Below are 25,812 nucleotides of genomic sequence, written 5' to 3'. Positions count from 1 at the left end.
CGGTGGACGTCGAGGACGCCGCCGTCGGGGCGCTGAGCGAGGCCGTGCTGGCCGGGGACCGGGCCGCGATCGCGCGGGCCATCACCCTGGTCGAGTCCCACCGCTCCGATCACCGGGCCCAGGCCCAGCGGTTGCTGGCACGGTTGCACCCGCACACCGGCTCGGCGCAGCGGGTCGGCATCACCGGGGTGCCCGGGGTCGGCAAGTCGACCTTCATCGACACCCTCGGCAGCAACCTGACCGCGGCCGGCCACCGGGTCGCGGTGCTGGCGGTGGACCCGTCCTCAGCGCGCAGCGGCGGCAGCATCCTGGGGGACAAGACCCGGATGACCCGGCTGGCCGCCGACGACAACGCGTTCGTGCGTCCCTCGCCCAGCTCCGGCACCCTCGGCGGGGTGGCCAAGGCGACCCGCGAGTCGATGCTGGTGATGGAGGCGGCCGGCTATGACGTGGTGCTGGTCGAGACGGTCGGGGTGGGCCAGTCGGAGTTCACAGTGGCCGACATGGTCGACACCTTCGTGCTGCTGACCCTGGCGCGCACCGGTGATCAGCTGCAGGGCATGAAACGCGGCATTCTCGAGATCGCCGACGTGATCGCTGTCAACAAGGCCGACGGCGAGCATCAGGACACCTCGCAGCGCGCGGCCCGTGAGCTGTCGGCGGCGTTGCGGCTGCTGCGCGGCGTCGAGGGCGAGTGGCAGGCGCCGGTGCTGACCTGCAGCGGCTTGCGCAACACCGGCCTGGACCAGGTGTGGAAGCACGTGCAGCGCCATCGCGACAAGCTGATGGCTGACGGTGAGTTCGAGGCCAAGCGCCGCCGCCAGCTGGTGGAGTGGACCAGGTCGATGGTGCGCGACCGGCTGCTGGAGCAGTTGCAGACTCCCGCCGCGCGCGAGCTGAGCGCCGCCGCTGAGCGGGCGGTGCTGGCCGGTGAGCTGACCGCGGACCAGGCGGCGCAGCAGATCCTGGCAGGCCTGCCATCAGCCCCGGGCAGCGCTTCCGCCGGCGAGCCGACGGCGCCGCCCAGGACAGGTCAGCGCCCATGACCGCCCACGACAGCTCGACCGCGCCGGCTCGGTTCAAGGACCTGTGCCTCGACGCCGTCGACGCTGAGGACGCGGCCCGCTTCTGGTCCACGGCGCTCGGCCTGCGCGTCCACCGCGGCGAGTGGGGCGTCCGGCTGGTCGGCCCGTCCGAGGCCCACACCGTGTGGGTCAACACGGTGCCCGAGCCCAAGACGGTCAAGAACCGCGTGCATCTCGACGTCCACACCCGGTCGCTGGACGAACTCACCGCCGCGGGCGCGCTGGTGGTCGAGCCGGAAGGCGCCGGCCGGGCCTGGACGGTGATGAGCGACCCGGACGGCCAGGAGTTCTGCGCCTTCATCGGCGACGAGGCGCCGGAGTACCGGTTGTATGAGCTGGTGATCGACTGCGCTGAGCCTGAGCCGTTGGCCCGCTGGTGGGCTTCGGTGCTGGGCGGTGAGCTGCAGTCCGGCCACGGTGGCTGGTGGCTGTCCAAGGCGCCCGGCGTCCCGTTCGAGTACCTGGTGTTCGTGCCGGTGCCCGAGGCGAAGACCGTCAAGAACCGGGTGCACTGGGATGTCGAGGCGTCGGACCCGCAGCTGCTGGTCGACGCCGGCGCCACCCTGCTGCGACCGCGCGGCGGTGACATCGGCTGGCACGTGCTGGCCGATCCGGCCGGCAACGAGTTCTGCGTATTCCAGCCGACTGCCCACCAGGACGGCCCCAGCGCCGGATAAGGTGCCCCTGTGCCGAGCAGCCTTCACACCCATGCCCTGGACTGGCTGGGCGGTCACCAGGCTGAGCTGGTGGGATGGCGGCGTGAGCTGCACAGCCATCCCGAGGTGGGTTACTCCGAACACCGCACCACCGAGTTGATCGTCCGGGTGCTCACCGGCTTCGGATTGGACCCCAGGCGGTTGTCCTTCGGCACCGGGGTGATCTGCGATGTCGGCGCCGGCCCGGACTACCTCGCCCTGCGGGCCGACATCGACGCGTTGCCGCTGCCCGACACCAAGACGGTCAGCTACGCCTCGCAGAACGCCGGGGTCTGCCATGCCTGCGGGCATGACGTGCACACCGCGATCCTGCTGGCCGTCGCCGGCTGCCTGGCCGGGGCCGAGGAGCTCGGCGGCTCTATCCGGCTGATCTTCCAGCCCGCTGAGGAACGCTTGCCCGGCGGCGCTGAAGCGGCGGTGAAAGAGGGCGCGCTGGACGGTGTCAACCAGATCTTCGCGCTGCACTGCGACCCCAAGCTCACCGTCGGCCAGATCGGGCTGCGGGTCGGGCCGATCACGGCCTCGTGCAACCAGCTCGACATCAAGCTGTCCGGCCCCGGCGGGCACACCGCTCGCCCGCAACTGACCGTCGACCTGGTCTACGCGATGGGCAAGCTGATCACCGAGCTGCCCGGGCTGCTGTCGCGCCGGGTCGACCCCCGCGCCGCCGTCTCGCTGGTCTGGGGCGCGGTGGCCGCCGGCTCGGCCGCCAACGCCATCCCCACCACCGGCACGTTGCGTGGCACCGTGCGGATGCTCGACGGTCAGCTGTGGAACCGCCTGGAGTCGGTGGTCACCGAGCTGGCCCGCCAGATCGTGGCGCCGACGAACGTCGAGATCGAGATCAACTACGACCCGGGCGTGCCGGCGGTCACCAACGACGGCACGCTGGTCGGTCTGCAGACCCAGGCGGCGCTGGCGGCGTTCGGTCCGCAGGCGGTCTCAGACACCCCGCAGTCGATGGGCGGGGAGGACTTCGCCTGGTACCTGCAGACCGTTCCCGGGGCGCTGGCCCGGCTCGGGGTACGGGCGCCGGGCGCGCCGATCTATGACCTGCACCAGTCGAACTTCGACATCGACGAGGACGCCCTGGCGATCGGCGTCCGGTTCACCGCCGCGCTGCTGGACGAGTTCTGGGCCGAGGCCGTCAAGTCGGCCTGATCGCTTGCGGACTTCTGCGAACCCACTTACACGTACGTCCCGAATAATGTGATCGTATGAATTGGTCTTGCGTAGCGCTCTGAGATAGGTGCCTTGGTCGCGTTGACCCGTGAATCGCATTTTGATCTACTCCCAAAGATTGGTGCAGAACGAAACCTAATTTGTCGGGATATTGAGCGCCTGGTCCTCGTGCTCGCTCAGACCGGGCAGCAGTCTGCTTTCTTCACCCGCAAGCATTGATCGCTGCATCAAGTAGTGGAAAGCTGGTAGCTGTCCGAACAGGATCAGCGGTTCCCTTTGGGCGCCGATGAGAACGGGGGCAAGATCATGAACGTCGAGCTTTGCCAGAAGGCGCTTCGGCTGAACCCAGAACTCTGGTATACGGTTCAGGTCGCTGCGCGCGTGGACTCCTCGACCTTTCCTCTCGAGACGCTGGAGCAGCTTATCGCTGCCACCGTCGACGAGGGCAAGTCGCACGCTCAACTTGATGGGATCACGATCAGTGCAGAAAATGCTCTTGATCATTTTCCTCAGGTCTTTTTACCCATAGTGGATGAAGATGATCTACTGACAAAGCTCTATGCCGCATTCTGCGCCGGGCGAGAATTTCACCATGCCGAGCAGCGGGTAACTCAACATAAGCGTGCAGTTGCCGAGTCGAGGAGCTGAGCTCGTATGCCTAGCCCAAACCCGCCGCCCGCCCCACCCACCGCAACTTGGACAAACGTCTTCGTGTTTAGCACCGCACCGCCCACCGCGCACTTGGTACTTCGCGGAAATGGATGTGACTTCCGGTGGCGTACTTTTGGTGCCGCAATTCCATTCTATCTGGAAGGTAATTCGCATCAGGGTTATGTAGATGTCTTCGTCGGATGGACCGGAGCTTTTTGCTCGGTTGACGTGCTAGGGCCATGCCAGGTGCAGGCGTGGTTCAACGGGTTCCCAGGGTTACCCCCCGGCGCACCGCACCCGCCGCCGGGAAGTTGAGTCACGACTTCTACGGCCTCGACTACGCCACCGCCAAGGCCCTCTGCGACCAATCCGCAGCCTGAACGGATCCGACCTGACCGGCCCCCGCACCGTTGACAGTCGGGTTCTGGCGACTTCGTCGGTGACAGGCCAGGGCCGCCGCTTAACCTGTGCGGGTGTGGGTGAAGCGATCCGAAGGACATGTCGATGGTTAATGCCGAGGACGTGCGCCGGATGGCGCTCGCCCTGCCTCAGGTGATGGAGATCGACAGCGAGGGGTTCGACTTTCGAGTGGCGAACAAGGGATTTGTCTGGTCCTATCCCGAGCGCCGGCCGGGCCAGGCGCGACTGATCCGAACCGATATCGCAGTGCTGTTCGTCGGTGACGAGGCCGAGAAGCAGGCGCTCTTGCTCGGCGAGCCCGAGGTTTTCTTCACCACGCCCTCCTACGACGGATCACCCCTGGTGATGCTGCGACTGGACAAGGTGGACGTCGAGCGCCTGGAAGAGCTGGTGACCGACGCCTGGCGGATGCGAGCCCCAAACGACCTCGTAGGCATCGACAGCGTTCCACGCCCTTATCAGGCACGCCCTTATCAGGACTGAGGGAGGGGATAGGCGGCCGTCCATATTGCGACACGCAGCCGGCAGTTTCCAAGAAATGTCCGCCTTTGCCGGCGCCGATTTGGGACCTAGGGTTTGTCAGCCCGCATAGCGCCAGCTTATCCACCACCGGGGGCGTACTAGTTATCCCAGTCGGAGCGTCAGCCGCCGATGGAGCGGCAGGGCCGTTTGCGCAGCTCGTCGACGTAGTCGCCGGGCGCTCCGGCGGCGTCGGCGGCTTCGGCGATCAGGCCGAGATAGCGGGCCGAGGGCAGGCCGCCCTCGTAGCCGTTGAGCACGTAGGTCCAGGCGAGCACGTCGCCGTCCAGCGTGGAGACCCGCAGCCGGGAGGTGCGGTAAAGGCCCGAGTCAGCGCTCTCCCACTTGTCCAGGGCGACCCGGTCCTGGGGGGTGATGTCATAGAGCGCGACGAAGACCGTCGCGCCGGGCTCTTCGACCAGGGTGGCCAGCGCGCCTTCCCACCCCAGGTCCTCACCGCCGAAGGTCAGCCGCCAGTCGGCCAGCCAGCCGGTGCCGGCGAACGGGGAGTGCGGACACCTGGTACGCATCTGGGCCGGGTCCATGTTGGATCCATAGGCGGCGTAAAGGGGCACGATCAGGCAGCCTACCGACATCTCGCCAGGTCATCGCCAGCCCCGCGCGGGTGCGCCGGGGCAAGATCGGCGACAATGGCTTCCGTGAGACGTATCGCGATCATCGGCGGCGGCCCGGCCGGTTACGAGGCAGCTCAGGTGGCGGCCGAACTGGGCGCCGAGGTCACCCTGGTCGAGTCTGACGGCGTCGGCGGGGCGTGCGTGCTTTATGACTGCGTGCCGTCGAAGACCCTGATCGCCACCTCCGAGAAGGTGACCGCCTTCCGGGACGCCCCCGCGGTCGGCGTCTCCACTGGCGCCGGTGAGGTGAGCGTGCAGCTGGCGGTGGTCAACGAGCGGGTGCGCCAGCTGGCCGCCAACCAGTCCGCCGACATCGCCGACCGGCTCAGCAAGCACGGCGTCACCGTGCTGCCCGGTCGGGCCTGCTTCGCCCCCGATCAGCAGGGCCGGACCTTCGCCATCGACGTCACCGCCGCCGGCGAGCTCGAATCGACCCAGCGGATCGAGGCCGATGTGGTGCTGCTCGCCACCGGCGGCACGCCGCGGGTGCTGCCCGGCGCCGAGCCCGACGGCGAGCGAATCCTGTCCTGGCGCCAGCTCTATGACCTCACCGAGCTGCCGACGCACCTGATCGTGGTCGGCTCCGGCGTCACCGGCGCTGAGTTCGCCTCCGGCTACAGCGAGATGGGCGTGCCGGTGACCCTGGTGTCCAGCCGCGAGAAGGTGCTGCCCGGAGAGGACCCGGAGGCCGCCGACGTCATCGAGAAGGTGTTCACCCAGCGCGGCGGGAACCTGATCAAGCAGGCTCGGGCCGCCTCGGTGTCCCGGGTGGGCGACGGCGTCGAGGTGCAACTGGTGGACGGGCGCACCGTCGCCGGCTCGCACGTGCTGATGTGCGTCGGCTCGGTGCCGAACACGGCCGGGCTGGGCCTGGAGCACGTGGGCCTGGCCCCCACCGAGGCCGGCTTCATCGAGGTGGACCGGGTCTCGCGCACCGAGGTCCCGGGAATCTACGCGGCTGGGGACTGCACGGGTGTGATGCTGCTGGCTTCGGTCGCTGCCATGCAGGGCCGGGTGGCGATGTGGCACGCCCTCGGCGAGGCGGTGCAGCCGCTGCGGCTCAAGACCGTCGCCGCCAACGTCTTCACCCATCCAGAGATCGCCACGGTCGGCATCGGCCACGCCGCGGTGATCTCCGGACAGGTGCCGGCTCGCACCATCACGCTGCCGTTGAGCGGCAACGCCCGTGCCAAGATGCAGGGCGTCACCGAGGGGTTCGTCAAGATCTACTGCCGGCCGGCCTCCGGCGTCGTGATCGGGGGATCGGTGGTGGCGGCGCAGGCTTCGGAGCTGATCCACTCGATCGCCGTGGCGGTCCAGCTGGGGCTCACCGTCAACGAGCTCGCGGCCACCTTCACCATCTACCCGTCGATCTCAGGCTCGGTCACCGAAGCGGCTCGGCAGCTGATGCACCATGGCGACCTGGACTGACACGACTGAGTGACTGAGGACTGGGCGACACGACTGACACGGCTCGGCAGCTGATGCGCCATGGCGACCTGGACTGACACGGCTCAGCGACCGGAGAAGTGAGGAACCGGAAGGCAGCAGATGGACATCTCACCTGAACAGATCGAGAAATCTCGCCGGACGATACGAGCGGCCGCGGTGTTCGCCGAGAACTCCGAGCGGATCGTGGCGCACGTGGCCCTGCTACCTGCCGACCACGTGGTGGTCGCCGTGGTGACCGAGGACTACCTGTTCGACGGCGTGCACCATGTCGCGCGCACCGAGCTGGTCGAGCGGGTGCCGGCGCTGGAGGGCGACCGCGGCTGGGCGATGGTGTTCTCCGAGGGCGCCGACACCGCCCACGTCGGCTCGCGCACCACGGAGATGATCTCGCTGGCCGAGAAGCGCATCGAGATGATCTCGCGGATCGCCGCCCGCCGGCAGGCCTGAGACCCCCAACCGGTCAGTCGGATCAGGCCCGGCCCGTCAGTCCGGATCAGGCCCGGACGGAGGCAGCATGCCGTGCTGACGCAGCCGCCGGTCGCGCAGCTCGTCGCCGTAGGCCAGACCGATGAACAGCGGCCCGACCAGGACGAACAGCGCGGCGTAGATCCGGATCTCCAGCCGGCCCGGCAGCAACAGCAGCACGGTGATCGGGACGACGGCGAACAGCATGATCCGGCCGGCCTCGCGCAGCCGCCAATCCGGGCCCATCAGGTCGGCGAAGACCCAGTCGTGATAGCGCTCGGGCAGCCGGCCGCCGAATGCGTATCCCAGCCACCTCAACACGCTGGGGTGCTCAGCGGGCGTCATCACCGTTCCAGTCTGCCGCTATCGTTCCCGAGGTGGACACCGCCTTCTTCACAGAGCTGAACACCGAGCTCAGCGGCGCGGGAGCGCGCACCGAGCTGGACGGCTCGGTGAACAGCGCGGCGGCCTGCGGCGGACCGTGGTCAGACGAGCTGCAGCACGGCGGGCCGCCTAACGCGCTGCTGGTCCTGCTGGCCGAGCGGCTCGGCGTCGCCGCCTCCGGGCGAGCCGACCTGATGGCGGCCCGGATCGCGGCCGAGTTCCTGGCGCCGGTCCCGGTCGCCCCGCTCACGGTGTCGGCCAGGGTGCTTCGGCTGGCGCGCAGCGCCGTCCTGATCTCGGCCGAGCTGGCCGCTGACGGGCGTGCCTGCCTGCAGGCGCGGGTCTGGCTGATGGCCGAGAACGGTTCCGCGGCCGACGCGGCCGGCACGCACGGCCGGCGTGCGCCGGCAGCCGTCGCGGACACGCCAGAAGCCCCGGACGACCCGTCTGTCCTGCCGGTCCTGGACATGTACGGCTTTCCCTACGCCCAGCACCTGGAGTGGCGAGCGGTCTCCGGAGCGGCCCGCAAGCCCGGGCCGGCGGCCACCTGGACCCGGTCCCGAGTGCCGCTGGTGGCCGGTGAGCGGCCCTCCACCCTGCAACGGCTGGCGCTGGTCGCCGACTCGGCCAGTGGCATCTCATCACTGGTGGACTGGGATGACTGGTCCTTCGCCAACGTCGACCTGGACGTGCACCTGATGCGGCAGAGCCAGGACGACTGGGTGCTGATGCAGGCCGTCACCGAGCTCGGGGCCGGGCTGGGACTGGCGCGCTCCACCCTGTCCGACCGCGCCGGCCTGATCGGCGCGGGCATGCAGACCTTGCTCATCCGCAGTCGCCGGGACTAGCCCCGGCCGAAAACTCACCGGGATCAGCCCTGGCGCACGTCACCCGGGCGGCTGCAGTCCCTCTAGTCCTTGACCTCGCAGATGACCGAGCCGGACGTGACCACCGCTCCGGCCTCGGCCGACAGCCCGGTGACCGTGCCGGCCTTGTGGGCGTTGATGGGCTGCTCCATCTTCATGGCCTCCAGCACCACCACCAGGTCACCGGCCTCCACCGTGTCCCCGTCGCTGACCGCGACCTTGACGATGGTGCCCTGCATGGGCGCGGTGAGGGCGTCACCGGACACTGCCGCGCCGGCTCGCTTCTTGCCCGAACGCTTGGGCGCCTTCTTCACGCCGCCGCCGCCGGCGCCCGCCGCACCGGCCGCGCCGAAGCCGGCCGGCAGCGTGACCTCCAGCCGCTTGCCGTTCACCTCCACGACCACCCGATCCCGCTCACCGGCCTCGGTCTCGGCGTCGGCGCCGCCACTGAAGGCCGGCAGCTGGTTGTCGAACTCGGTCTCGATCCACCTGGTGAACACGGTGAACGGCGCGCCGTCAGCGGGGGCGAAGGCCGGGTCGCGGACCACCGCGCGGTGGAACGGCAGCGCGGTCGCCATGCCGTCCACCACGAACTCATCCAGCGCGCGGCGTGACCTGGCCAGTGCCTCGTCGCGGGTCTCGCCCCAGACGATCAGCTTGGCCAGCAGCGAGTCGAAGGCGCCGCCGATCACCGAGTCGCCCTCGATGCCGGAGTCGACCCGGACACCGGGGCCGGCCGGCTCGCGGTAGGTGGTCACCATGCCGGGGGCCGGCAGGAAGCCCCGGCCCGGGTCTTCGCCGTTGATGCGGAACTCGATCGCGTGCCCGTGCGGCGTCGGGTCCTCGGTCCAGCGCAGCGGCTCGCCGTCGGCGATCCGGAACTGCTCGCGGACCAGGTCCAGGCCGGTGGTCTCCTCAGAGACCGGGTGCTCGACCTGCAGCCGGGTGTTGACCTCGAGGAAGCTGATCACGCCGTCGGCGCCGACCAGGTACTCCACGGTTCCGGCGCCGGTGTAGTCAGCCTCTCGGCAGATCGCCTTGGCCGAGGCGTGGATGCGCTCGCGCTGCTCGTCGGACAGGAACGGGGCCGGGGCCTCCTCGACCAGCTTCTGGTTGCGCCGCTGCAGCGAGCAGTCCCGGGTGCCGACCACGATCACGTTGCCGTGGGTGTCGGCCAGCACCTGCGCCTCGACGTGCCGGGACCGGTCCAGGTACCGCTCCACGAAGCATTCGCCGCGGCCGAAGGCGGCGACCGCCTCGCGCACCGCGCTGGCGTACAGCTCGGGAATCTCCTCCAGGGTGCGGGCGATCTTGAGCCCCCGGCCGCCGCCGCCGAAGGCGGCCTTGATGGCCACCGGCAGCCCGTGCTCGGTGGCGAAGGCCACCACCTCGTCGGGGCCGGACACCGGGTCCTTGGTGCCGGGCACCAGGGGCGCGCCGGCGCGCAGCGCGATGTGCCGGGCCGTGACCTTGTCGCCGAGGTCGCGGATGGCCTGGGGCGACGGGCCGATCCAGATCAGGCCGGCGTCGAGCACCGCCTGGGCGAACTCAGCGTTCTCGCTGAGAAACCCGTAACCCGGGTGCACCGCGTCCGCGCCGGAGGCCCGCGCCGCGTCGAGCACCTTCTCGATCACCAGGTAGGACTCCGCCGGGGTGTTGCCACCGAGCGCGAAGGCCTCGTCAGCCATCCGGACGTGCAGGGCGTCGCGATCGGGGTCGGCGTAGACCGCCACCGAGCTCAGGCCGGCGTCCTTGGCCGCCCGGATGACCCGGACGGCGATCTCGCCACGGTTGGCGATGAGCACCTTGCGCATGCGTGCCTCCTGACTGCGGCCGGACTCGCAGGCGCCGCGATTCGTGGGTGTGTTGCAAAGGCTACCCAATCGGCACGCTTGTCCGACAAAACGACCTCTCTGACCGGGTGGTCAGGAGAGTTGAGCGAGCCGGTCCCGGCACTGCTGGGCGACCTCGCCGACCTCGGACATCGTCCGCTTGAGATCGCGCTGGCGGGCCGTCAGGTCCACGGTGATCTCGTCCAGGCGGCTCAGCAGCGTCTCGAGCTGGCGCCGCTCGGAGGAGGCCGCCCCGTCGTACATGTCGACGATCTCGCGGATCTCTGACAACGACATCCCAAAGCGCTTGCCACGCAGGATGAGGCGGAGCCGAGCCCGGTCCCGGTGGTCATAGACGCGCGCCGACCCGGCTCGGGACGGCGTGATCAGCCCCTCGGCCTCGTAGAAGCGCAGGGTCCGGGTGGTGACGCCGAGCTCGTCGGCGAGCTCGCCGACGGTCCAGGTCTGGTCGGCCCTGCTGGCTTCCGTGGCCGAGGTCATAGCGTTATAGTGCTTAACGTTGACGTAAACGTCAACCTGCTCCACCATCAACCTCTCTTCACCGTCAACCAGCTTCACCGCCCATCCGTCCCGAGCTGCTCGGCCGGCGCTCCGCGCCACCGCGGCGGCTCGTCCAGCGCCGGGAGTCGCCATGTCCTTCGAGCTGTCAGCCGACCACGAGGTCTTCCGCAAGGTCGTGCGCGACTTCGCCGAGTCCGAGGTCGCCCCGCACGTGGCGGCCTGGGACCGCGAGCACTACTTTCCGGTCGAGCTGATCCCCAAGATGGGCGAGCTCGGCCTGTTCGGCCTGGTCGTGCCCGAGGAGTACGGCGGCGCCGGCGCCGATTTCACCTCGCTGTGCGTGGCCATCGAAGAGCTCGGCCGGGTCGACCAGTCCATCGGCATCACGCTCTCGGCCGGCGTGGGCCTGGGCATCAACCCGATCCTGAGCTTCGGCAGCGACGAGCAGAAGCAGTGCTGGCTGCCCGACCTGGTCGCCGGGCGCGCCCTGGCCGGTTTCGGCCTGACCGAGCCCGAGGCCGGCTCGGACGCCGGCGCCACCCGCACCAAGGCCGAGCTGGTCGACGGCCAGTGGGTGGTCAACGGCTCCAAGGCCTTCATCACCAACTCCGGCTCCTCGATCACCTCGGTGGTGACCGTGACCGCTCGCACCGGCACGGTCGACGGCAAGCCCGAGATCTCGGCGATCCTGATTCCCAGCGGCACCCCCGGCTTCGAGGTCCAGCCGCCCTACGACAAGCTCGGCTGGCGCATCTCCGACACCCACGGGCTGGTCTTCGACGACTGCCGGGTGCCTGAGGCCAACCTGGTCGGGCAGCGTGGAACCGGCTTCAAGCAGTTCCTGGCCATCCTCGACGACGGCCGGATCGCCATCTCGGCGCTGGCTGTCGGGCTTGCCCAGGCCTGCCTGGACGAGTCGCTGCGCTACGCCAAGGAACGGCACACCTTCGGCAAGCCGATCGGCGCCCGGCAGGCGATCGCCTTCGCGATCAGCGACCTGGCGGTCGCCGTCGAAGCGGCGCGGACGCTGACCTACAAGGCCGCCTGGCTCAAGGACGCCGGACGCTCGGCCAAGGAGGTCAAGCACGCTGCCGCGATCGCCAAGCTGTTCTCCAGCGAGGCCGCGGTCTCGGCCACCCGGGTGGCGACCCAGGTCTTCGGCGGGTACGGCTTCATGGAGGAGTACCCGGTTGCCAGGTTCTACCGCGACGCCAAGATCCTCGAGATCGGCGAAGGCACCTCCGAGGTGCAGCGCATGGTCATCGCCCGGGCTCTCGGCCTACCCGTCGAGTAGCGCCGCCGCGGTTCGATCCGTTGCCGGAGCGTCATGCTCTGCGGTCGCCCTGGCAACCTGTGCCCATGACGACTGAGAAGCGCTTGAGCGGTGAGCGCTCAAGCCAAGAGCAGGGGATACCGACATGAGTGACGCCGACAAGGTGCGCGCCGCCCGCCAGGCCACGCTCGCGCCGCCGGCCAAGGCCGCCGCCAAGCTCGCCGACGCCCACAAGCTTTACGTCAGGGACCGGATCGCGCTGCTGTTCGACGACGGGACCTTCGTCGAGGACGCCCAGTTGGCCAACGCCACCGCCGAGGGACTCCCGGCTGACGGCGTGGTGACCGGTCAGGGGCTGGTCGAGGGCCGGCCGGCGCTGGTGGTGGCCAACGACCCGACCGTCAAGGCCGGCTCGTGGGGCGCCCGGACCGTGGAGAAGATCATCCGGATCACCGAGCGCGCCCTCGTCGAGGAGCTGCCGATCTTCTGGCTGATCGACTCGGCCGGCGCCCGGATCACCGATCAGGTGGCGCTGTTCCCGGGCCGCCGCGGCGCGGGGCGGATCTTTCACAACCAGGTGGCGCTGTCGGGCAAGGTGCCCCAGATCTGCTGCCTGTTCGGCCCATCGGCAGCCGGCGGCGCCTACATCCCGGCGTTCTGCGACATCGTGATCATGGTCGAGGCCAACGCCTCGATGTACCTGGGATCGCCCCGGATGGCCGAGATGGTGGTGGGCGAGAAGGTCAGCCTGCAAGAGATGGGCGGCGCCCGGATGCACGCCACCGTCTCAGGCTGCGGTGACAACCTGGCCAGCGACGACGCCGACGCCATCGAGCAGGCCAAGCTGTTCTTCTCCTACCTGCCGTTGAACTGGCGGCTGCCGGCGCCGTCCTACGCCGCCGAGGCCCCGGCCGTGGAGCTGGCCGACGACGTGGTGCCGGTCGCCGAGTCGATGCCCTTCGACATGCACGAGGTGATCGAGGGCCTGATCGACGCCGACTCGTTCTTCGAGGTCAAACCGGAGTTCGCCGCCGAGCTGATCACCGGCCTGGCCCGGATCGACGGCCGCCCGGTGGGCGTGGTCGCCAACAACTCCGCGGTCCGCGGCGGGGTGCTGTTCGGCGACTCCGCCGACAAGGCCGCCCGGTTCATCTGGCTCTGCGACGCCTTCAACGTCAGCCTGCTCTACCTGGCCGACGTGCCCGGGTTCATGATCGGCTCCGAGGTGGAGCGTCAGGGCATCATCCGGCACGGCGCCAAGATGATCACCGCCGTGTCCGAGGCGAACGTGGCCCAGATATCGGTGCTGGTGCGAAAGGCCTACGGCGCCGGCCTGTACGCGATGGACGGGCCGGGTTTCATGCCCGACGCCTGCATCGCGTTACCGACCGCCCGGGTAGCGGTGATGGGGCCTGAGGCGGCGGTGAACGCCGTCTACGCCAACAAGATCGCTGAGATCACCGATCCGGAGGAGCAGGCCGCCTTCGTCAAGGCAAAGCGGGCCGAGTACGAAGAGGACGTCGACCTGCTGCGGCTGGCCGCCGACCTGGTGATCGACGTGATCATCGACCCGTCCGAGCTGCGGGCCGAGATCGCTCAGCGGTTCGCAGCCCTCGCCGGCAAGGCCCGGCCGTTGGCCGACAAGCGACACGGGGTGCCCCCAGTCTGAGCCGGCCGCCGCGGTTTCGCCGCAGCAGGCTGCGTCAGCGGGCGGCGGTGGGCAGGTCTGAGACGGCGTAGCCGAAGTCCAGCAGCATCCGGCGCAGCAGCGGTAGCGACAACCCCACCACGTTGTGGTGATCACCTGCCACCGCCTCGACGAACCAGCCGCCCAAGCCGTCGACGGTGAAGGCGCCGGCCACCCGCAATGGCTCGCCGGTGCCGACGTAGGCCTCGATCTCGGCGTCGGAGGGTTCGGCGAAGCGCACCTCGGTGCTGGCCACCCGGTCCGACATCCGCACTGCCGCCGAGCCGGCGACCTCGATCAGGGTGTGACCGGTGCGCAGCACCGCCGTCCGTCCGCGCATGGACTTCCAGCGCGCGATCGCCTCCTCGGCCGAGGACGGCTTGCCCAGTGCGGCGCCGTCGAGTTCGAGCATCGAGTCGCAACCCAGCACCAGCAACTCACCGCGCTGCCTGCCGGCCACCGCGACCGCCTTGGCGTGCGCGAGTTCGCGCACCAGGTCGGTCGGAGTCGGCGCGGTGATCGCCTCCTCGTCCACGCCGGAGACTTCGACCTCGGGCTCGACGCCGGCATGGCGCAGCGTCCGCAGCCGTCCGGAGGAGGCCGAAGCGAGCAGGAACCGCATGGTGTCGCTCCGCTTCTCTCGCTGGCACCTCGTGGGCGCGCTGGCCCAGCTCTGGCCCCGGTGCGTCATGCCCTCAAGGGGTCATGACCACTCCAGAGCATGACGCCGCGCCCAGCAGAGGCTAGCTCACCCGAGCTTGAGCGACTTGCCGATGATCTCTTTCATGATCTCGGTGGCGCCGCCGTAGATCCGGGTCACCCGGGCGTCGGCGTAGGCGCGGGCGATCGGGTACTCCTGCATGTAGCCGTAGCCGCCGTGCAGCTGAAGGCACCGGTCGACCACCCGGCCATGCAGCTCGGTGGCCCACCACTTGGCCTTGGCGGCGTCCTCGGGGGTCAGGTCGCCGATCAGCAGGGCGTTGACGCACTGGTCGAGGTAGGCCTGGGCGACGTCGATCTCGGTGGCGACCTCGGCCAGCACAAACCGGGTGTTCTGCAGCGAGCCGATCGACTGGCCGAAGGCCTTGCGCTCGCGGACGTAGCTGATCGTCCAGTTCAGGGCCGCTCGGGCGCCGGCCACGCCGGCGATCGCGATCGACATCCGCTCTTGCGGCAGGTTGGACACCATGCCGAGGAAGCCCTTGCCGAGCTCGCCCAGGATGTTGGCCGCCGGCACCCGGACGTCGGTGAAGGACAGCTCGGCGGTGTCCTGGGAATGCAGGCCCAGCTTCTCGAGGTTGCGGCCGCGCTCGAAGCCGGGCATGCCCCGTTCCAGAACGACCAGGCTCAGCCCCTTGTGCCGGTCCGGCCCGGTGCGCACCGCGGTGATCACGAGGTCGGCGTTGATGCCGTTGGTGATGAAGGTCTTGGCGCCGTTGACGATCAGGTCGCTGTCAGCCCCTGGGCCGGCCGGCGTCGCTGAGGTGCGGATGCCGGCCAGGTCAGAGCCGGCGCCAGGCTCGGTCATCGCCACCGCCGTGATCAGCTCGCCCGAGACGATGCCGGGCAGCCAGCGCTGCCGCTGCTCCTCGGTGCAGTAGTGCAGGAAGTACGGCAGGCAGATGTCGTTGTGCAGGGTGAGCCCGAGGCCTGCGCCGCCGATGCCGGCCAGCATCAGCTCCTCGCCGAGGACCTGGTTGAACCGGAAGTCATCGGTCCCGCCGCCGCCGTACTGCTCGGGCACCTGCAGGCCGAGGAACCCGTTGGCGCCAGCGGTCTGGAACACCTCCCGGGGCATCAGCCCCGCCGCCTCCCACGCCAGGTAGTCCGGCAGCATCTCCTTGGCGATGAAGGTGCGAACCGCCTCGCCGAAGGCCAGATGGTCCTCGTCATAGTGCTTGCGCTGCATCTCGTGGCTCCCCGGTGTGACCAGACCCCGATGTTCTGACGTCCTACTATCTCCCGAGGTCAGGCGCAACGCCAAGCCGGGCGGGGCACATCTCACCCTCGCCCGGGGTCGCTACGGTGTGCGGTGTGGCTATCTCGCAGGCCGATGTCGGCGTCATCGGCGGTTCTGGCTTCTATTCGCTGCTCGAACAGGCCCAGAGCCTGCGGGTGAGCACCCCGTACGGCGAGCCGAGCGGTGAGCTCACGATCGGGACGCTGGCCGGCCGGCAGGTGGCCTTCCTGCCCCGGCACGGCTCGGATCACCGGTTTCCGCCGCACCGGGTGCCCTACCGGGCCAACCTGTGGGCGCTGCGGTCGGTGGGGGTCCGCCAGGTCGTGACCGGCTCGGCGGTCGGCTCGCTGCTGCCCGAGCTCGGGCCGGGCGCGCTGGTGCTGCCCGACCAGATCCTGGACCGGACCTGGGGCCGGGCTCACACCTACAGCGACGGTGACAGCGGCGTGGCTCACCTGTCCTTCGCCGACCCTTACTGCCCGGTCGGCCGGGCCGGCGCCCAACGAGCGGCCCAGGCCGCCGGAGTGCCGCTGACCGCCTCGGCCACCCTGGCGGTGATCAACGGCCCGCGGTTCTCCACCCGCGCCGAATCACTGGACTACCGCCGCAGCGGCGCCGCCATCATCGGGATGACCGCGATGCCCGAGGCCGCGCTGGCCCGCGAGCTCGCGCTCTGCTTCACCTCGCTGTGCCTGGTGACCGACCACGACGCGGGCGTCGACGTGGGCCACGGCGTCACCCACGCCGAGGTGTTGCAGACCTTCGCGGCGAACCTTCCGAAGCTGCGGGAGCTGCTGGTCGCCACCTTGGCCGAACTGCCCGCCGCGCAGGGTGACTGCGGCTGCGCCGACGTCTTCGGCGACACCACGCCGCCCTACCCACTGCCCTGAGCTGTCCTGAGCTGTCCTGAGCTGTCCTGAGCTGTCGGCATTGTGCGGCCTGAATCCGCGCCTACATCGCCTGCAGCCGCGGATTCGGGCCGCACAATGGCGGAAGGGGCAGGGCAGTCAGGCCCAGGTTGAAGCGCGCCAGGCGCCAGGACCGGGCGACAGCGGCCTGCGCAACCGCAGCGCCGGGTCGGCCCAACCGCCCACCTGCTGCGCCGGTCGCGGGTCGGGCGCCGGCGACCGGGCGATCGTGAGCAGCAGCATGGTCACTGCCGTCAGCTCGTCGGCCGTCGGCCGTCCGGAGGTGATCTGAAACAGCGGCTCGGCGGCGCTCATAGCGGGATGTTGCCGTGCTTCTTGGGCGGCAGCGACTGGCGCTTGGTCTTGAGGATCCGCAGCGACTTCACGATCAGCGCCCGGGTCGCAGACGGCGGGATCACCGAGTCCAGGTACCCGCGCTCGGCCGCGACGTAGGGGTTGACCAGGGTGTCCTCGTACTCGGCGACGAGCTCCGCGCGCCGAGCCTCCTGCCGGGGCAGGTCATCGGCGAGCTCGGCCAGCTCTTTGCGGTACAGGATGTTGGTCGCGCCCTGGGCGCCCATCACCGCGATCTGCGCGGTCGGCCAGGCCAGGTTGACGTCGGCGCCGAGGTGCTTGGACCCCATCACGTCATAGGCGCCGCCGAAGGCCTTGCGGGTGATCACCGTGATCTTGGGGACCGTCGCCTCGCCGTAGGCGTAGATCAGCTTCGCGCCGCGCCGGATGATGCCCTGCCATTCCTGGTCGGTGCCGGGCAGGAAACCGGGGACGTCGACCAGGGTCAGCACCGGCACGTTGAAGGCGTCGCAGGTCCGGACGAAGCGAGCGGCCTTCTCCGAGGCGGCGATGTCCAGGCAACCGGCCAGGTTCATCGGCTGGTTGCCCACCACGCCGACCGGCTGACCGTCGATCCGGGCGAAACCGCAGATGATGTTCGGCGCGAACAGGGCGTGCACTTCGAGGAATTCCTCATCGTCGACCAGGTGCTCGATGACCGTGTGCATGTCATAGGGCTGGTTGACCGAGTCAGGGATGAAGGTGTCCAGGAACAGGTCGAGATCGTCTGGGTGCGGCTCCGGCGACGGGTCCCCAGCCGGCGGCAGGTCCAGGTTGTTGCTCGGCAGGTAGGACAGCAACGCCTTGACGTAGTCGATGGCGTCCTGCTCGTCGGCGCCCAGGTAGTGCGCGTTACCTGAGGTGGTGTTGTGCACCCGGGCGCCGCCGAGCTCCTCCATGCTGACGTCCTCGCCGGTGACGGTCTTGATGACGTCCGGACCGGTGATGAACATCTGCGAGGTGTTGTCGACCATCACCACGAAGTCGGTCAGCGCGGGGGAGTAGACGTGGCCGCCCGCCGCGGCGCCCATGATCAGTGAGATCTGCGGGATGACGCCCGAAGCCTGCACGTTGCGGTAGAAGATGTCCCCGTAGAGCCCGAGCGAGACCACGCCCTCCTGGATGCGCGCGCCGCCGCCCTCGTTGATGCCGACCAGCGGGCAGCCGGTCTTGAGAGCGAACTCTTGGACCTTGACGATCTTCTCGCCGTAGACCTCGCCGAGCGCGCCGCCGAACACGGTGACGTCCTGGCTGAAGACGCACACCGGCCGGCCGTCCACGGTTCCGTAGCCGGTGACCACCCCGTCGCCGTAGGGGCGGTTGTCCTCCAGGCCGAACATGGTCGAGCGGTGCCGGGCCAGCTCGTCGAATTCCACGAACGATCCCTCGTCCAGCAGCATCGCGACCCGCTCGCGAGCGGTCTTCTTGCCCTTGGCGTGCTGCTTGGCCACCGCTCGGGCCGAGCCGGCGTGGACGGCCTCGTCATAGCGGGTCTCCAGCGCGGCGAGCTTGCCGGCCGTGCTGTGTGGGTTCAAGCCGGGCGTCGTGTCTGGGCCGGGTGCCGGGCCTGACCTCGGGTCCACGTCCGGGTCCGACCCAGGGTCCAAGTCCAAATCCGACACCGGGTTTGAGTCCGGGGCGGGATCGGGCTGGGCCCATCGTTCTGCCGCGATTGGCTCCACGTCAGCACTCATGAGCGCTGAGCCTAGACCGACAGGCGCCGCGCAGGCTTACGTAGTGACCGACCTCGCGACCGGGTCGGCCTGTTGCGCGTCCGGCGCCGGAGTGTGGTGGCGACAATGAGTCATGACCCACCCGAGGCACGAGCCCGCTCAACCGCTGGACGCCGACGCGGTCACCGCCCGGCTGGCCGGACGGTGGCTGGTCGAGGCGGTGCCCGAGACCGGCTCCACCAACGCCGACCTGCTCGCCGCCGCGGCGGCCGGCGCGGCGGCCGGCACTGTGCTGGTCGCCGAGCTGCAGTCAGGGGGCCGGGGACGGCTCGGCCGCAGCTGGGTGTCACCGGCAGGAAAGGGCCTGACGTTCTCAGTGCTGCTGCGCCCTGCGCCGCCGGCGCCGACGTGGGGCTGGCTGCCGTTGCTGACCGGGCTGGCACTGGCTCGCACACTCGGCCCGGCTGCCCGGCTGAAGTGGCCCAACGACCTGCTGCTCGGGCCGCGAGGCGCCAAGGCGGCCGGGATCCTGGTGCAGTCCGGCGCGGGGGCGGTGGTCGTCGGGGTTGGCCTGAACGTCGTGACCAGCCAGGCCGAGCTGCCGGTCGAGACGGCGACCTCGCTGCTGCTCGAAGGCCATCGCGAGCTTGACCGCGCCGAGTTGCTGGTGGATTTTCTGGGTCGGTTCGACGGGCTCTACACCGCCTGGCAGGCGCACGGCGGCGATGCCGGATCGAGCGGGCTGGCCAGCGGGTACCGCGCCGTGTGCGCGACGCTGGGCAGTGAGGTGTCGGTAGAGCTCGGCAGTCACGTCCTGCTCGGCCGGGCGCTGGACCTCGACGAGGGCGGCCGGCTGCTGGTGCGGCCTACCGGCGGGGGCGCGCTGGTGCCGGTGGCCGCCGGAGACGTCACCCACGTACGTGGAGTTATTCGCTAACGTGAACTGAACACGATTGCCGCGCTTGACGGGGGGGTAGGCACGTGCCTTATCCAGAGAAGTTGATCAACGAGGACGAGGAGATCGTCGAGCACCTGCATCCGCACTGGTTGACGCTCGTTCCGGCGGTGTCGGCCTTCCTGGTCATCTGCGGGCTGACCGGCGCCGGCCTGGCCTTCCTGCCTGAGGGTCAGGACAACGAGGGCACCCGGCAGGTCTTGCTGCTGGCGCTGCTGGCTCTGGCGCTGGTGCTGGCGACCTGGTTGACCTTGGCGCCGGTCATCCGCTGGCGATCCACCCACTACGTGATCACCGACCGCCGGGTGTTGATCCGGCGCGGGGTGTTCAAGCACACCGGGCGCGACATCACGCTCGGCCGGATCAGCGATGTGGCCTACGAGCAGAGCCTGTGGGACCGGGTCTTTCGCTCGGGCACCCTGCACATCGAGTCCGCCGGCGAGCACGGGCAGGAGACGCTGGTCGACATCCCCGGGGCCAACGACGTCCAGCAGACCCTGAACCGGCTCATCGAGGCCGACACCAGCCGGCGGGAGTACCCGCGGCTGCCCCAGGCCTGAGGGCTGCCGCGCCTGGCCCCAACCTCAGTCGCCGCCGGCGCCCACATAGGCGGCGAGGTGCTGGCCGGTGAGCGTGGATCGGGCGGCGACCAGGTCGGCCGGCGTGCCTTGGAAGACGATCCGGCCGCCGTCGTGGCCGGCGCCGGGACCGAGGTCGATGATCCAGTCCGCGTGCGCCATCACCGCCTGGTGGTGCTCGATGACGATGACCGACTTGCCGTCCTCGACGAGCCGGTCGAGCAGGCCGAGCAGTTGCTCGACGTCGGCGAGGTGCAGGCCGGTGGTCGGCTCGTCGAGGACGAGGACAGCACTGTCGCCGCCCATCTGGCTGGCCAGCTTGAGCCGCTGCCGCTCGCCGCCGGACAGCGTGGTGAGCGGCTGGCCGAGGCTGAGGTAGCCCAGGCCCACGTCGGCCAGCCGGTCCAGGATCGTGTGGGCGGCCGGCGTGCGCGCCTCACCGGCGCCGAAGAACTCCTTGGCCTCGGTCACCGGCATCGCGAGCACCTCGGCGATGTCGCGGCCGCCCAGCGTGTACTCCAGCACCGACGCCTGGAACCGCTTTCCCTCGCATTCCTCGCAGGGGGACTCGACGGTGGCCATGACGCCCAGCTCGGTGTAGATGACGCCGGCGCCGTTGCAGGCGGGGCAGGCGCCTTCGGAGTTGGAGCTGAAGAGCGCCGGCTTCACCCCGTTGGCCTTGGCGAACGCCTTGCGGATGGGCTCCAGGAGCCCCGTGTAGGTCGCGGGGTTGCTCCGCCGCGAGCCGCGGATCGCAGCCTGGTCGACGATCACCACGCCGTCCCGCTTGGCGACCGAGCCCTGGATCAGCGAGCTCTTGCCCGAGCCGGCCACGCCGGTGAGCACCACCAGCACGCCGAGCGGGAGGTCGACGTCGACGTCTTTGAGGTTGTGGGTGTTCGCGCCGCGCACCTCGAGCGCTCCCGAGGGGGCGCGCACCGAAGGCTTCAGCGACACCCGGTGGTCGAGGTGCCGGCCGGTCAGCGTGCCGCTGGCCCGCAGCCCGTCGACGGCGCCCTCGTACACGACCTCGCCACCGCCGGTGCCCGCGCCGGGGCCGAGATCGACGACGTGGTCGCCGATCGCGATCATCTCGGGCTTGTGCTCGACGACGAGCACGGTGTTGCCCTTGTCCCGCAACTGCAGGAGCAGGTCGTTCATCCGCTCGATGTCGTGCGGGTGCAGTCCGATCGACGGCTCGTCGAAGACGTAGGTGACGTCGGTGAGCGAGGACCCGAGGTGGCGGATCATCTTGGTGCGCTGCGCCTCGCCGCCCGACAGGGTGCCGGCCGGCCGGTCGAGTGAGAGGTAGCCCAGGCCGATCTGGGAGAACGAGTCGAGCAGGTGCTGCAGTCCGGCGAGCAGCGGGGCGACGGACGGCTCGTCGAGCCCCCGGAGCCAATCGGCCAGGTCGCTGATCTGCATCTTGCAGAGGTCGGCGATGTTCTTGCCCTTGATCTTCGACGACCGCGCCTCCGGGCTGAGCCGCGTGCCGTCGCACTCGGGGCAGGTCTGGAACGTGATCGCGCGCTCGACGAAGGCGCGGATGTGGGGCTGCATCGCGTCGACGTCCTTGGAGAGCATCGACTTCTGGATCTTCGGGATGACGCCCTCGTAGGTGAGGTTGATGCCCTCGACCTTGATCTTGGTCGGCTCCTTGTAGAGGAGGTCGTGCATCTCCTTCTTGGTGAACTTCGCGATCGGCTTGTCCATGTCGAAGCCGGCGCCGCTGAAGATCCGGCCGTACCAGCCGTCCATGCTGTAGCCCGGGATCGTCAGCGCGCCTTCGGCCAGCGACTTGCTCTGGTCGTACAACGCCGTGAGGTCGAAGTCGGAGACCGACCCCATGCCCTCGCAGCGCGGGCACATGCCGCCCATGTAGACCACGTCGCGCACCACGCTCTTCTCCACGCGCCCGCCGGCCTTCTCCGTGCTCATCACCCCGCTGGCCTTGCGCGTCGGGACGTTGAACGAGAACGCCGTGGGCGGACCGATGTGCGGCGTGCCCAGCCGGCTGAAGAGGATCCGGAGCATCGCGTGGGCGTCGGTGGCGGTGCCGACCGTGGAGCGTGGATTGGCGCCCATCCGCTCCTGGTCGACGATGATCGCGGTGGTGAGCCCTTCCAGGACGTCGACGTCAGGACGCGCCAGCGTAGGCATGAAGCCCTGGACGAAGGCGCTGTAGGTCTCATTGATCAATCGCTGTGACTCCGCGGCGATCGTGCCGAAGACCAGCGAGCTCTTGCCGGAGCCGGAGACGCCGGTGAACACCGTCAGCCGGCGCTTGGGGATCTCGACAGACAAGTTCTTGAGGTTGTTCACGCGAGCGCCGTGCACGCGGATCACGTCGTGGCTGCTGTCGGCGACGTGCGGAGCGGACGCCTGCGGGCCCGTCCCCGGGGTTCTGCTCATCCTGTCTCCCTCTGTGAGGCTTCCTCTGTGGACGGGGCCGCCCTCGCCCTGTGGCTTCGGCGGCGCCCGGCGCTCATCGGTGCTGAACAACCGTCATAGTCACTTCTGCCGTCGTGGGCCTGCTCAGGATCGCCCGGGCAGAGGACGCATGAGAAGGCTGGACATCGCCAGCCTGACCGCCGCGCAGCGCGTCCTGCGCCGGGTGCGCCGGGCGGGTCTGCCGGTCACCTTCGAGATCGTCCCACGTCGTGCCGAGATCCTCGGCGCAGGGCCGAATGCCGCTCGCGGCGGCCAGTGCCGCGGCGGTCAGCTCAGCTAGCCGCCGATCGACCACCGCGGGCTCGGAGCCGCGCAGAGCTACGCCAATGGCCTCGCTGCCGTTCTGGATCATTCGCGGCTCTCATCATCTGCTCGAGTAAGAAGTGGCTGTCCAGCTCCTCGGCGCCTTCGGCCAGCCGGTCCTGGACGGCCGATTCCGGATCGGCCCAATCCCAGCTCGGCCGGGCCGGGATCTGCGCGGTCTCGATCTGCCCGGTCTCGATCTGCCCGGTCTGGGCCGGTGTGCTGTCGAGCACCGCCTCAGCGGCAACGGCTCCAGCGGGCGCCGCTGTCTCCTGCGAGCGGCCCTGCTCGTCCGGGGCGGCCAGCGCCTCGAACACCGCGGACAGCTGGCCGAGCTCGGCGACCATGGCATCGCGGCGCTCGGTGAGCAACGCCACCTCCGCCTGGGCCTCGGCCAGTAGTCGGTGCGCCAGGGCCCGCACCTCCTCGGCCTCGGCGCGAGCGTCGCTGATCGTCAGGCTCGCTTGGGCCTTGGCCGCGCGCCGCGCCTCATACATCTCCCGCTGCGACTGGCCGACCTGCTCGGCCACCTGCTCACGGACCGCGCGGGCGCCTGCCTCGGCCTCGGCCAGCCGGCGCTCGGCGCGATCATGGCGCCCGGCGGCGGACTCATCGGCGTGGGCGATCGTCGCTTCGGCCTGCTGGCGGGCCCGCGCCAGCACGGCTGCCGACTCGGCCGCCACCTCCGCCAGCCGCTGCCGGTCGCTGTCGGCGGCGGCGTGCAGGTCGTCCTCAAGCTCGCTGCGCCGCCGGCGGAGTTTTTCAGACGCCGAAGCCAGCACACCGCCTAGCCGCAGCCGCGCCTGGCGCAGCACCGCGGCGGCCTCGGCATGCGACTGGTCGCGGATGCGGCTGGCCTCGGCAGTCGCGGTGTCGATCAGGCCGGTCACGACCTGCTGCGCCCAGGCGGTCTGCTCGGCGGCGGCGGCCAGTTCGCGAGCCGCCTGGTCCCGGGCCTGATCGAGCACGGCCCTCGACTCCCGGGTGACCGCAAGCCGGCGGGCTGCCGCGTCCCGCTCGGCGTCCTCCAGGAAGTCCTCGGCGGCGCTCAGCATCCCAGCCGCCTGGCGCCGCGCCTGATCGAGCACGGTGGCCGCCTGCTGGTCTGCCGCGGTCCGCACGGCGCCGGCTTCGGCCTGCGCGCCGGCGAGAAGCTCGCGAAGCTCGCGCTCGTGCTCGTTCCAGGACCGGGTCAGATCGGCTGCCAGGTGGGCGTGCCGCTGATCGGCTTCGCGCTGGGCGCCGAGCAGGACCTGCTCGGCCTGGGCGCGGAAGGCGGTGGCGGTCAGCTTGGCCTGCGACCGCTCCTGATCCGCCTCGGCCTGGGCGTGGGCCAGGATGTGCTCGGCGGCCTGTTCGGCGGCGGCGGCGACCAGCATCGCCTGGTGGGTGGCGTCGCCGATCAGCGACTGGGCTTCTTCGTGAGCCTCGGTCAACCGGGCCCGGGCAGCGGCCTGCTTGTGTTGGGCCGCGGCCAGAGCATCCTCCAGCGCCACGCGCATGAGTTCGGGCTCACTGAGACCTGGGTGGCCGAGGGTCAGCTGGCTGGCCTCAGCCAGGGTTGTCTCGACGCCGGCGCTGCCCGGTTCCGAGTCGCTCCCCATGCCCCAGATAGTCGCAGAGGTTGCCGCTCAGACCGCGTTTGCCGAGCCGATCCGTCAGGGTGCGTCGCTGAGCCGACTCACCCTGCGCCGTGGCCGCGGCGGCGGAGTGGCGTTTTCTGCCCACCAACAGGGGCGGCTGCGCAGCCTGGCGCCCAGCTCCGACAGCCGCGAACGGCGTTGTGGACAACGGCGATGCGCCCCGGCATGCTCGCGCGCATGCCATTCGTCGCCCGTCGCCTCGATCCCGACAGCCCGGCTGACGCCCCGCCCGATCCCTTGGCGCTGACGTTCTTCTCGGTGCGAGAGGTCAGGGAGCGCTTGCCGCAGGGCAGCGCCGCGCGGGCGCGCTCGCCACGCTGGCAGCTCGGTGAGGCCTACGGCTACGTCGCCGAGGACGGCCGGTACTTCGTGGCGCCGGCGCACACCGGGGGCATCGGGGAACCAGGCCAAGGCACCGACCTCACGTCCGTGCCAGGGTTTCTGTGGGGGATTCTCGGGCCCTATGGCCAGCACCTGCGATCGGCGCTGCTGCACGACCACCTCTGTGACGTCGCCGATGGCGTGATCGCCGCCCACCCGGACGACCGTGACGCCGCCGGTCGGCCCATCCCGCCGGGCCGGACCCCGACGCAGATCCGCACCGAGGCTGATGACCTCTTTCGCGAGACGCTGCGTTCTGAAGGCGTCGGCCCGGCGCGGCGCTGGATCTTCTGGACCGGCGTGTCCTACGGGCGGTTCTTCATCTACCGCAGGGTGCTTGCCATCGCGCTGGCGGCGCTGGCGTTCGCCGCCGCGGTCCTCGGCCTGCACGCGCTCACCGTGGCCCTCGGTGGTGGGCCGCCGCGAGTCGAGGGCTGGCTGTCGGACCGGGCGTTCTGGTCGGTGATGCTCGGCGTCGCGGTGCTGATGGCGGTGTTGCGGCGTTGGGTCTTCATAGCCGCCATACCGCTGAGCCTGGTCACGACGGTGGCCTGCCTGGCCGGCGCCGGGCCTGACGCGCCATCGGCGCTGCGTTCGCTGTCCTGGCATGCGGTGGCGGCAGGCGGCCTGCTACTCGCCGCGCTCGCGCTCGGGTCGCTCACCGACGTGCGGGTCGCGTTGATCGCGGTGCTGCTCGCTCCGCTGATCCTGCCGGTGGTGCTGCTCACCACGCTGGTTCAGCTGACGCTGGCGCTGCCGGATCTGATCAGCTGGGCCGTGCGCGGGTTCCAGGACGACGAGCCTGTCGTCGGCCCGTTGCTCGGAGCGCCGAAGTGACGGCGTCGCTATGGGCATAAGGGTCACTGGCGCCAGCGTCGCTAGACGCAAGCCTCGCTGACGCAAGCGTCGCTGGACGC

25 protein-coding genes are annotated in these 25,812 nt (G+C 70.0%); 15 read left to right on the top strand and 10 right to left on the bottom strand.

Annotation, left to right across the window (positions count from 1 at the left end):
• The first annotated feature begins 2 nt into the window (after positions 1-2).
• From meaB to VGB75_08515, 5 genes are all read left to right on the top strand, one after another.
• Positions 3-1,046, top strand: coding sequence for a methylmalonyl Co-A mutase-associated GTPase MeaB (gene meaB / locus VGB75_08535; protein ID HEY0167074.1), 1,044 nt, complete (start codon positions 3-5; stop codon positions 1,044-1,046).
• Positions 1,043-1,762 (top strand): VOC family protein, encoded by a 720-nt coding sequence (locus VGB75_08530; protein ID HEY0167073.1) that lies wholly within the window; start codon positions 1,043-1,045, stop codon positions 1,760-1,762. The genes meaB and VGB75_08530 overlap by 4 nt, the downstream gene beginning before the upstream one ends.
• Positions 1,763-1,771: 9 nt before the next feature.
• A complete protein-coding gene (locus tag VGB75_08525) occupies positions 1,772-2,962 on the top strand; it encodes an amidohydrolase (protein ID HEY0167072.1) in 1,191 nt (396 codons plus the stop codon).
• A gap of 297 nt (positions 2,963-3,259) precedes the next feature.
• Positions 3,260-3,631 carry a hypothetical protein gene (locus VGB75_08520; protein HEY0167071.1) on the top strand — a complete coding sequence of 124 codons (372 nt, stop codon included), beginning with the start codon at positions 3,260-3,262 and terminating at the stop codon, positions 3,629-3,631.
• A gap of 501 nt (positions 3,632-4,132) precedes the next feature.
• On the top strand, positions 4,133-4,537 hold the full coding sequence (locus VGB75_08515) for an MmcQ/YjbR family DNA-binding protein (GenBank protein HEY0167070.1): 405 nt from the start codon (positions 4,133-4,135) through the stop codon (positions 4,535-4,537).
• A gap of 158 nt (positions 4,538-4,695) precedes the next feature.
• On the opposite strand, the gene VGB75_08510 is transcribed toward VGB75_08515, so the two are convergent.
• A complete protein-coding gene (locus VGB75_08510; GenBank protein ID HEY0167069.1) occupies positions 4,696-5,148 on the bottom strand; it encodes a gamma-glutamylcyclotransferase family protein in 453 nt (150 codons plus the stop codon).
• A gap of 84 nt (positions 5,149-5,232) precedes the next feature.
• On the opposite strand from VGB75_08510, the gene VGB75_08505 reads away from it, so the two are divergent.
• Together VGB75_08505 and VGB75_08500 are read left to right on the top strand one after the other, a co-directional pair.
• On the top strand, positions 5,233-6,639 hold the full coding sequence (locus VGB75_08505; GenBank protein ID HEY0167068.1) for an NAD(P)H-quinone dehydrogenase: 1,407 nt from the start codon (positions 5,233-5,235) through the stop codon (positions 6,637-6,639).
• 120 nt (positions 6,640-6,759) lie between these two features.
• Positions 6,760-7,107 carry a hypothetical protein gene (locus VGB75_08500; protein HEY0167067.1) on the top strand — a complete coding sequence of 116 codons (348 nt, stop codon included), beginning with the start codon at positions 6,760-6,762 and terminating at the stop codon, positions 7,105-7,107.
• A gap of 36 nt (positions 7,108-7,143) precedes the next feature.
• Here the strand turns inward: VGB75_08500 and VGB75_08495 are convergent, their stop codons facing one another.
• Entirely contained in the window at positions 7,144-7,470 is a 327-nt protein-coding gene (locus VGB75_08495; protein ID HEY0167066.1) for a DUF5313 family protein, read from the bottom strand.
• A 32-nt stretch (positions 7,471-7,502) separates the two neighbouring features.
• Here VGB75_08495 and VGB75_08490 point away from each other — a divergent pair, with 32 nt between their 5' ends.
• Positions 7,503-8,357 (top strand): thioesterase family protein, encoded by an 855-nt coding sequence (locus VGB75_08490; protein HEY0167065.1) that lies wholly within the window; start codon positions 7,503-7,505, stop codon positions 8,355-8,357.
• A 62-nt stretch (positions 8,358-8,419) separates the two neighbouring features.
• Here VGB75_08490 and VGB75_08485 read toward each other — a convergent pair whose 3' ends face one another.
• Both VGB75_08485 and VGB75_08480 read right to left on the bottom strand, forming a co-directional pair.
• Positions 8,420-10,189 carry an acetyl/propionyl/methylcrotonyl-CoA carboxylase subunit alpha gene (locus VGB75_08485; GenBank protein HEY0167064.1) on the bottom strand — a complete coding sequence of 590 codons (1,770 nt, stop codon included), beginning with the start codon at positions 10,187-10,189 and terminating at the stop codon, positions 8,420-8,422.
• Between the two features lie 111 nt (positions 10,190-10,300).
• Positions 10,301-10,708 (bottom strand): MerR family DNA-binding transcriptional regulator, encoded by a 408-nt coding sequence (locus VGB75_08480; protein HEY0167063.1) that lies wholly within the window; start codon positions 10,706-10,708, stop codon positions 10,301-10,303.
• 151 nt (positions 10,709-10,859) lie between these two features.
• Here VGB75_08480 and VGB75_08475 point away from each other — a divergent pair, with 151 nt between their 5' ends.
• Positions 10,860-12,023 (top strand): acyl-CoA dehydrogenase family protein, encoded by a 1,164-nt coding sequence (locus tag VGB75_08475; protein HEY0167062.1) that lies wholly within the window; start codon positions 10,860-10,862, stop codon positions 12,021-12,023.
• Positions 12,024-12,147: 124 nt separating this feature from the next.
• Positions 12,148-13,671 (top strand): acyl-CoA carboxylase subunit beta, encoded by a 1,524-nt coding sequence (locus VGB75_08470; GenBank protein HEY0167061.1) that lies wholly within the window; start codon positions 12,148-12,150, stop codon positions 13,669-13,671.
• Positions 13,672-13,705: 34 nt separating this feature from the next.
• Here VGB75_08470 and VGB75_08465 read toward each other — a convergent pair whose 3' ends face one another.
• Positions 13,706-14,311 carry a nucleoside triphosphate pyrophosphatase gene (locus VGB75_08465; GenBank protein ID HEY0167060.1) on the bottom strand — a complete coding sequence of 202 codons (606 nt, stop codon included), beginning with the start codon at positions 14,309-14,311 and terminating at the stop codon, positions 13,706-13,708.
• A 126-nt stretch (positions 14,312-14,437) separates the two neighbouring features.
• On the bottom strand, positions 14,438-15,598 hold the full coding sequence (locus tag VGB75_08460; GenBank protein HEY0167059.1) for an acyl-CoA dehydrogenase family protein: 1,161 nt from the start codon (positions 15,596-15,598) through the stop codon (positions 14,438-14,440).
• A gap of 125 nt (positions 15,599-15,723) precedes the next feature.
• Between VGB75_08460 and VGB75_08455 the strand changes: the two genes are divergently transcribed.
• Complete coding sequence (locus VGB75_08455; protein HEY0167058.1) at positions 15,724-16,539, top strand: S-methyl-5'-thioadenosine phosphorylase; 816 nt, start codon at positions 15,724-15,726, stop codon at positions 16,537-16,539.
• A gap of 117 nt (positions 16,540-16,656) precedes the next feature.
• Here the strand turns inward: VGB75_08455 and VGB75_08450 are convergent, their stop codons facing one another.
• A complete protein-coding gene (locus tag VGB75_08450; protein ID HEY0167057.1) occupies positions 16,657-16,872 on the bottom strand; it encodes an acyl-CoA carboxylase subunit epsilon in 216 nt (71 codons plus the stop codon).
• Positions 16,869-18,446, bottom strand: a complete 1,578-nt coding sequence (locus tag VGB75_08445) for an acyl-CoA carboxylase subunit beta (protein HEY0167056.1) — start codon at positions 18,444-18,446, stop codon at positions 16,869-16,871. The genes VGB75_08450 and VGB75_08445 overlap by 4 nt, the downstream gene beginning before the upstream one ends.
• 271 nt (positions 18,447-18,717) lie before the next feature.
• Between VGB75_08445 and VGB75_08440 the strand changes: the two genes are divergently transcribed.
• Entirely contained in the window at positions 18,718-19,521 is an 804-nt protein-coding gene (locus tag VGB75_08440; GenBank protein ID HEY0167055.1) for a biotin--[acetyl-CoA-carboxylase] ligase, read from the top strand.
• Between the two features lie 44 nt (positions 19,522-19,565).
• On the top strand, positions 19,566-20,099 hold the full coding sequence (locus tag VGB75_08435) for a PH domain-containing protein (GenBank protein HEY0167054.1): 534 nt from the start codon (positions 19,566-19,568) through the stop codon (positions 20,097-20,099).
• A 24-nt stretch (positions 20,100-20,123) separates the two neighbouring features.
• Here VGB75_08435 and VGB75_08430 read toward each other — a convergent pair whose 3' ends face one another.
• A complete protein-coding gene (locus tag VGB75_08430) occupies positions 20,124-22,529 on the bottom strand; it encodes an excinuclease ABC subunit UvrA (GenBank protein HEY0167053.1) in 2,406 nt (801 codons plus the stop codon).
• A 148-nt stretch (positions 22,530-22,677) separates the two neighbouring features.
• Here VGB75_08430 and VGB75_08425 point away from each other — a divergent pair, with 148 nt between their 5' ends.
• Positions 22,678-22,848 (top strand): hypothetical protein, encoded by a 171-nt coding sequence (locus VGB75_08425; protein HEY0167052.1) that lies wholly within the window; start codon positions 22,678-22,680, stop codon positions 22,846-22,848.
• On the opposite strand, the gene VGB75_08420 is transcribed toward VGB75_08425, so the two are convergent.
• Positions 22,841-24,475 (bottom strand): hypothetical protein, encoded by a 1,635-nt coding sequence (locus VGB75_08420; protein HEY0167051.1) that lies wholly within the window; start codon positions 24,473-24,475, stop codon positions 22,841-22,843. The genes VGB75_08425 and VGB75_08420 overlap by 8 nt on opposite strands.
• A 216-nt stretch (positions 24,476-24,691) precedes the next feature.
• Here VGB75_08420 and VGB75_08415 point away from each other — a divergent pair, with 216 nt between their 5' ends.
• Positions 24,692-25,732: a DUF1353 domain-containing protein gene (locus VGB75_08415; protein HEY0167050.1), complete on the top strand. Its 1,041-nt coding sequence runs from the start codon at positions 24,692-24,694 to the stop codon at positions 25,730-25,732.
• Positions 25,733-25,812 lie beyond the last annotated feature (80 nt).

Origin of the sequence: Jatrophihabitans sp. (assembly GCA_036399055.1) — a bacterium.
GTDB lineage: Bacteria > Actinomycetota > Actinomycetes > Mycobacteriales > Jatrophihabitantaceae > Jatrophihabitans_A.
The sequence above is the reverse complement of the archived record's forward strand: the minus strand, read 5'-3'. Positions and strand labels throughout refer to the sequence as shown.

Bases quoted from the DNA above. Each gene is read 5' to 3' on its own strand.
- VGB75_08530 (HEY0167073.1), top strand. From the start codon at position 1,043: ATGACCGCCCACGACAGCTCGACCGCGCCGGCTCGGTTCAAGGACCTG.
- VGB75_08515 (HEY0167070.1), top strand. From the start codon at position 4,133: ATGTCGATGGTTAATGCCGAGGACGTGCGCCGGATGGCGCTCGCCCTG.
- VGB75_08500 (HEY0167067.1), top strand. From the start codon at position 6,760: ATGGACATCTCACCTGAACAGATCGAGAAATCTCGCCGGACGATACGA.
- VGB75_08495 (HEY0167066.1), bottom strand. From the start codon at position 7,470: ATGACGCCCGCTGAGCACCCCAGCGTGTTGAGGTGGCTGGGATACGCA.
- VGB75_08485 (HEY0167064.1), bottom strand. From the start codon at position 10,189: ATGCGCAAGGTGCTCATCGCCAACCGTGGCGAGATCGCCGTCCGGGTC.
- VGB75_08480 (HEY0167063.1), bottom strand. From the start codon at position 10,708: ATGACCTCGGCCACGGAAGCCAGCAGGGCCGACCAGACCTGGACCGTC.
- VGB75_08475 (HEY0167062.1), top strand. From the start codon at position 10,860: ATGTCCTTCGAGCTGTCAGCCGACCACGAGGTCTTCCGCAAGGTCGTG.
- VGB75_08470 (HEY0167061.1), top strand. From the start codon at position 12,148: ATGAGTGACGCCGACAAGGTGCGCGCCGCCCGCCAGGCCACGCTCGCG.
- VGB75_08465 (HEY0167060.1), bottom strand. From the start codon at position 14,311: ATGCGGTTCCTGCTCGCTTCGGCCTCCTCCGGACGGCTGCGGACGCTG.
- VGB75_08460 (HEY0167059.1), bottom strand. From the start codon at position 15,598: ATGCAGCGCAAGCACTATGACGAGGACCATCTGGCCTTCGGCGAGGCG.
- VGB75_08450 (HEY0167057.1), bottom strand. From the start codon at position 16,872: ATGAGCGCCGCCGAGCCGCTGTTTCAGATCACCTCCGGACGGCCGACG.
- VGB75_08440 (HEY0167055.1), top strand. From the start codon at position 18,718: ATGACCCACCCGAGGCACGAGCCCGCTCAACCGCTGGACGCCGACGCG.
- VGB75_08430 (HEY0167053.1), bottom strand. From the start codon at position 22,529: ATGAGCAGAACCCCGGGGACGGGCCCGCAGGCGTCCGCTCCGCACGTC.
- VGB75_08425 (HEY0167052.1), top strand. From the start codon at position 22,678: ATGAGAAGGCTGGACATCGCCAGCCTGACCGCCGCGCAGCGCGTCCTG.
- VGB75_08420 (HEY0167051.1), bottom strand. From the start codon at position 24,475: ATGGGGAGCGACTCGGAACCGGGCAGCGCCGGCGTCGAGACAACCCTG.
- VGB75_08415 (HEY0167050.1), top strand. From the start codon at position 24,692: ATGCCATTCGTCGCCCGTCGCCTCGATCCCGACAGCCCGGCTGACGCC.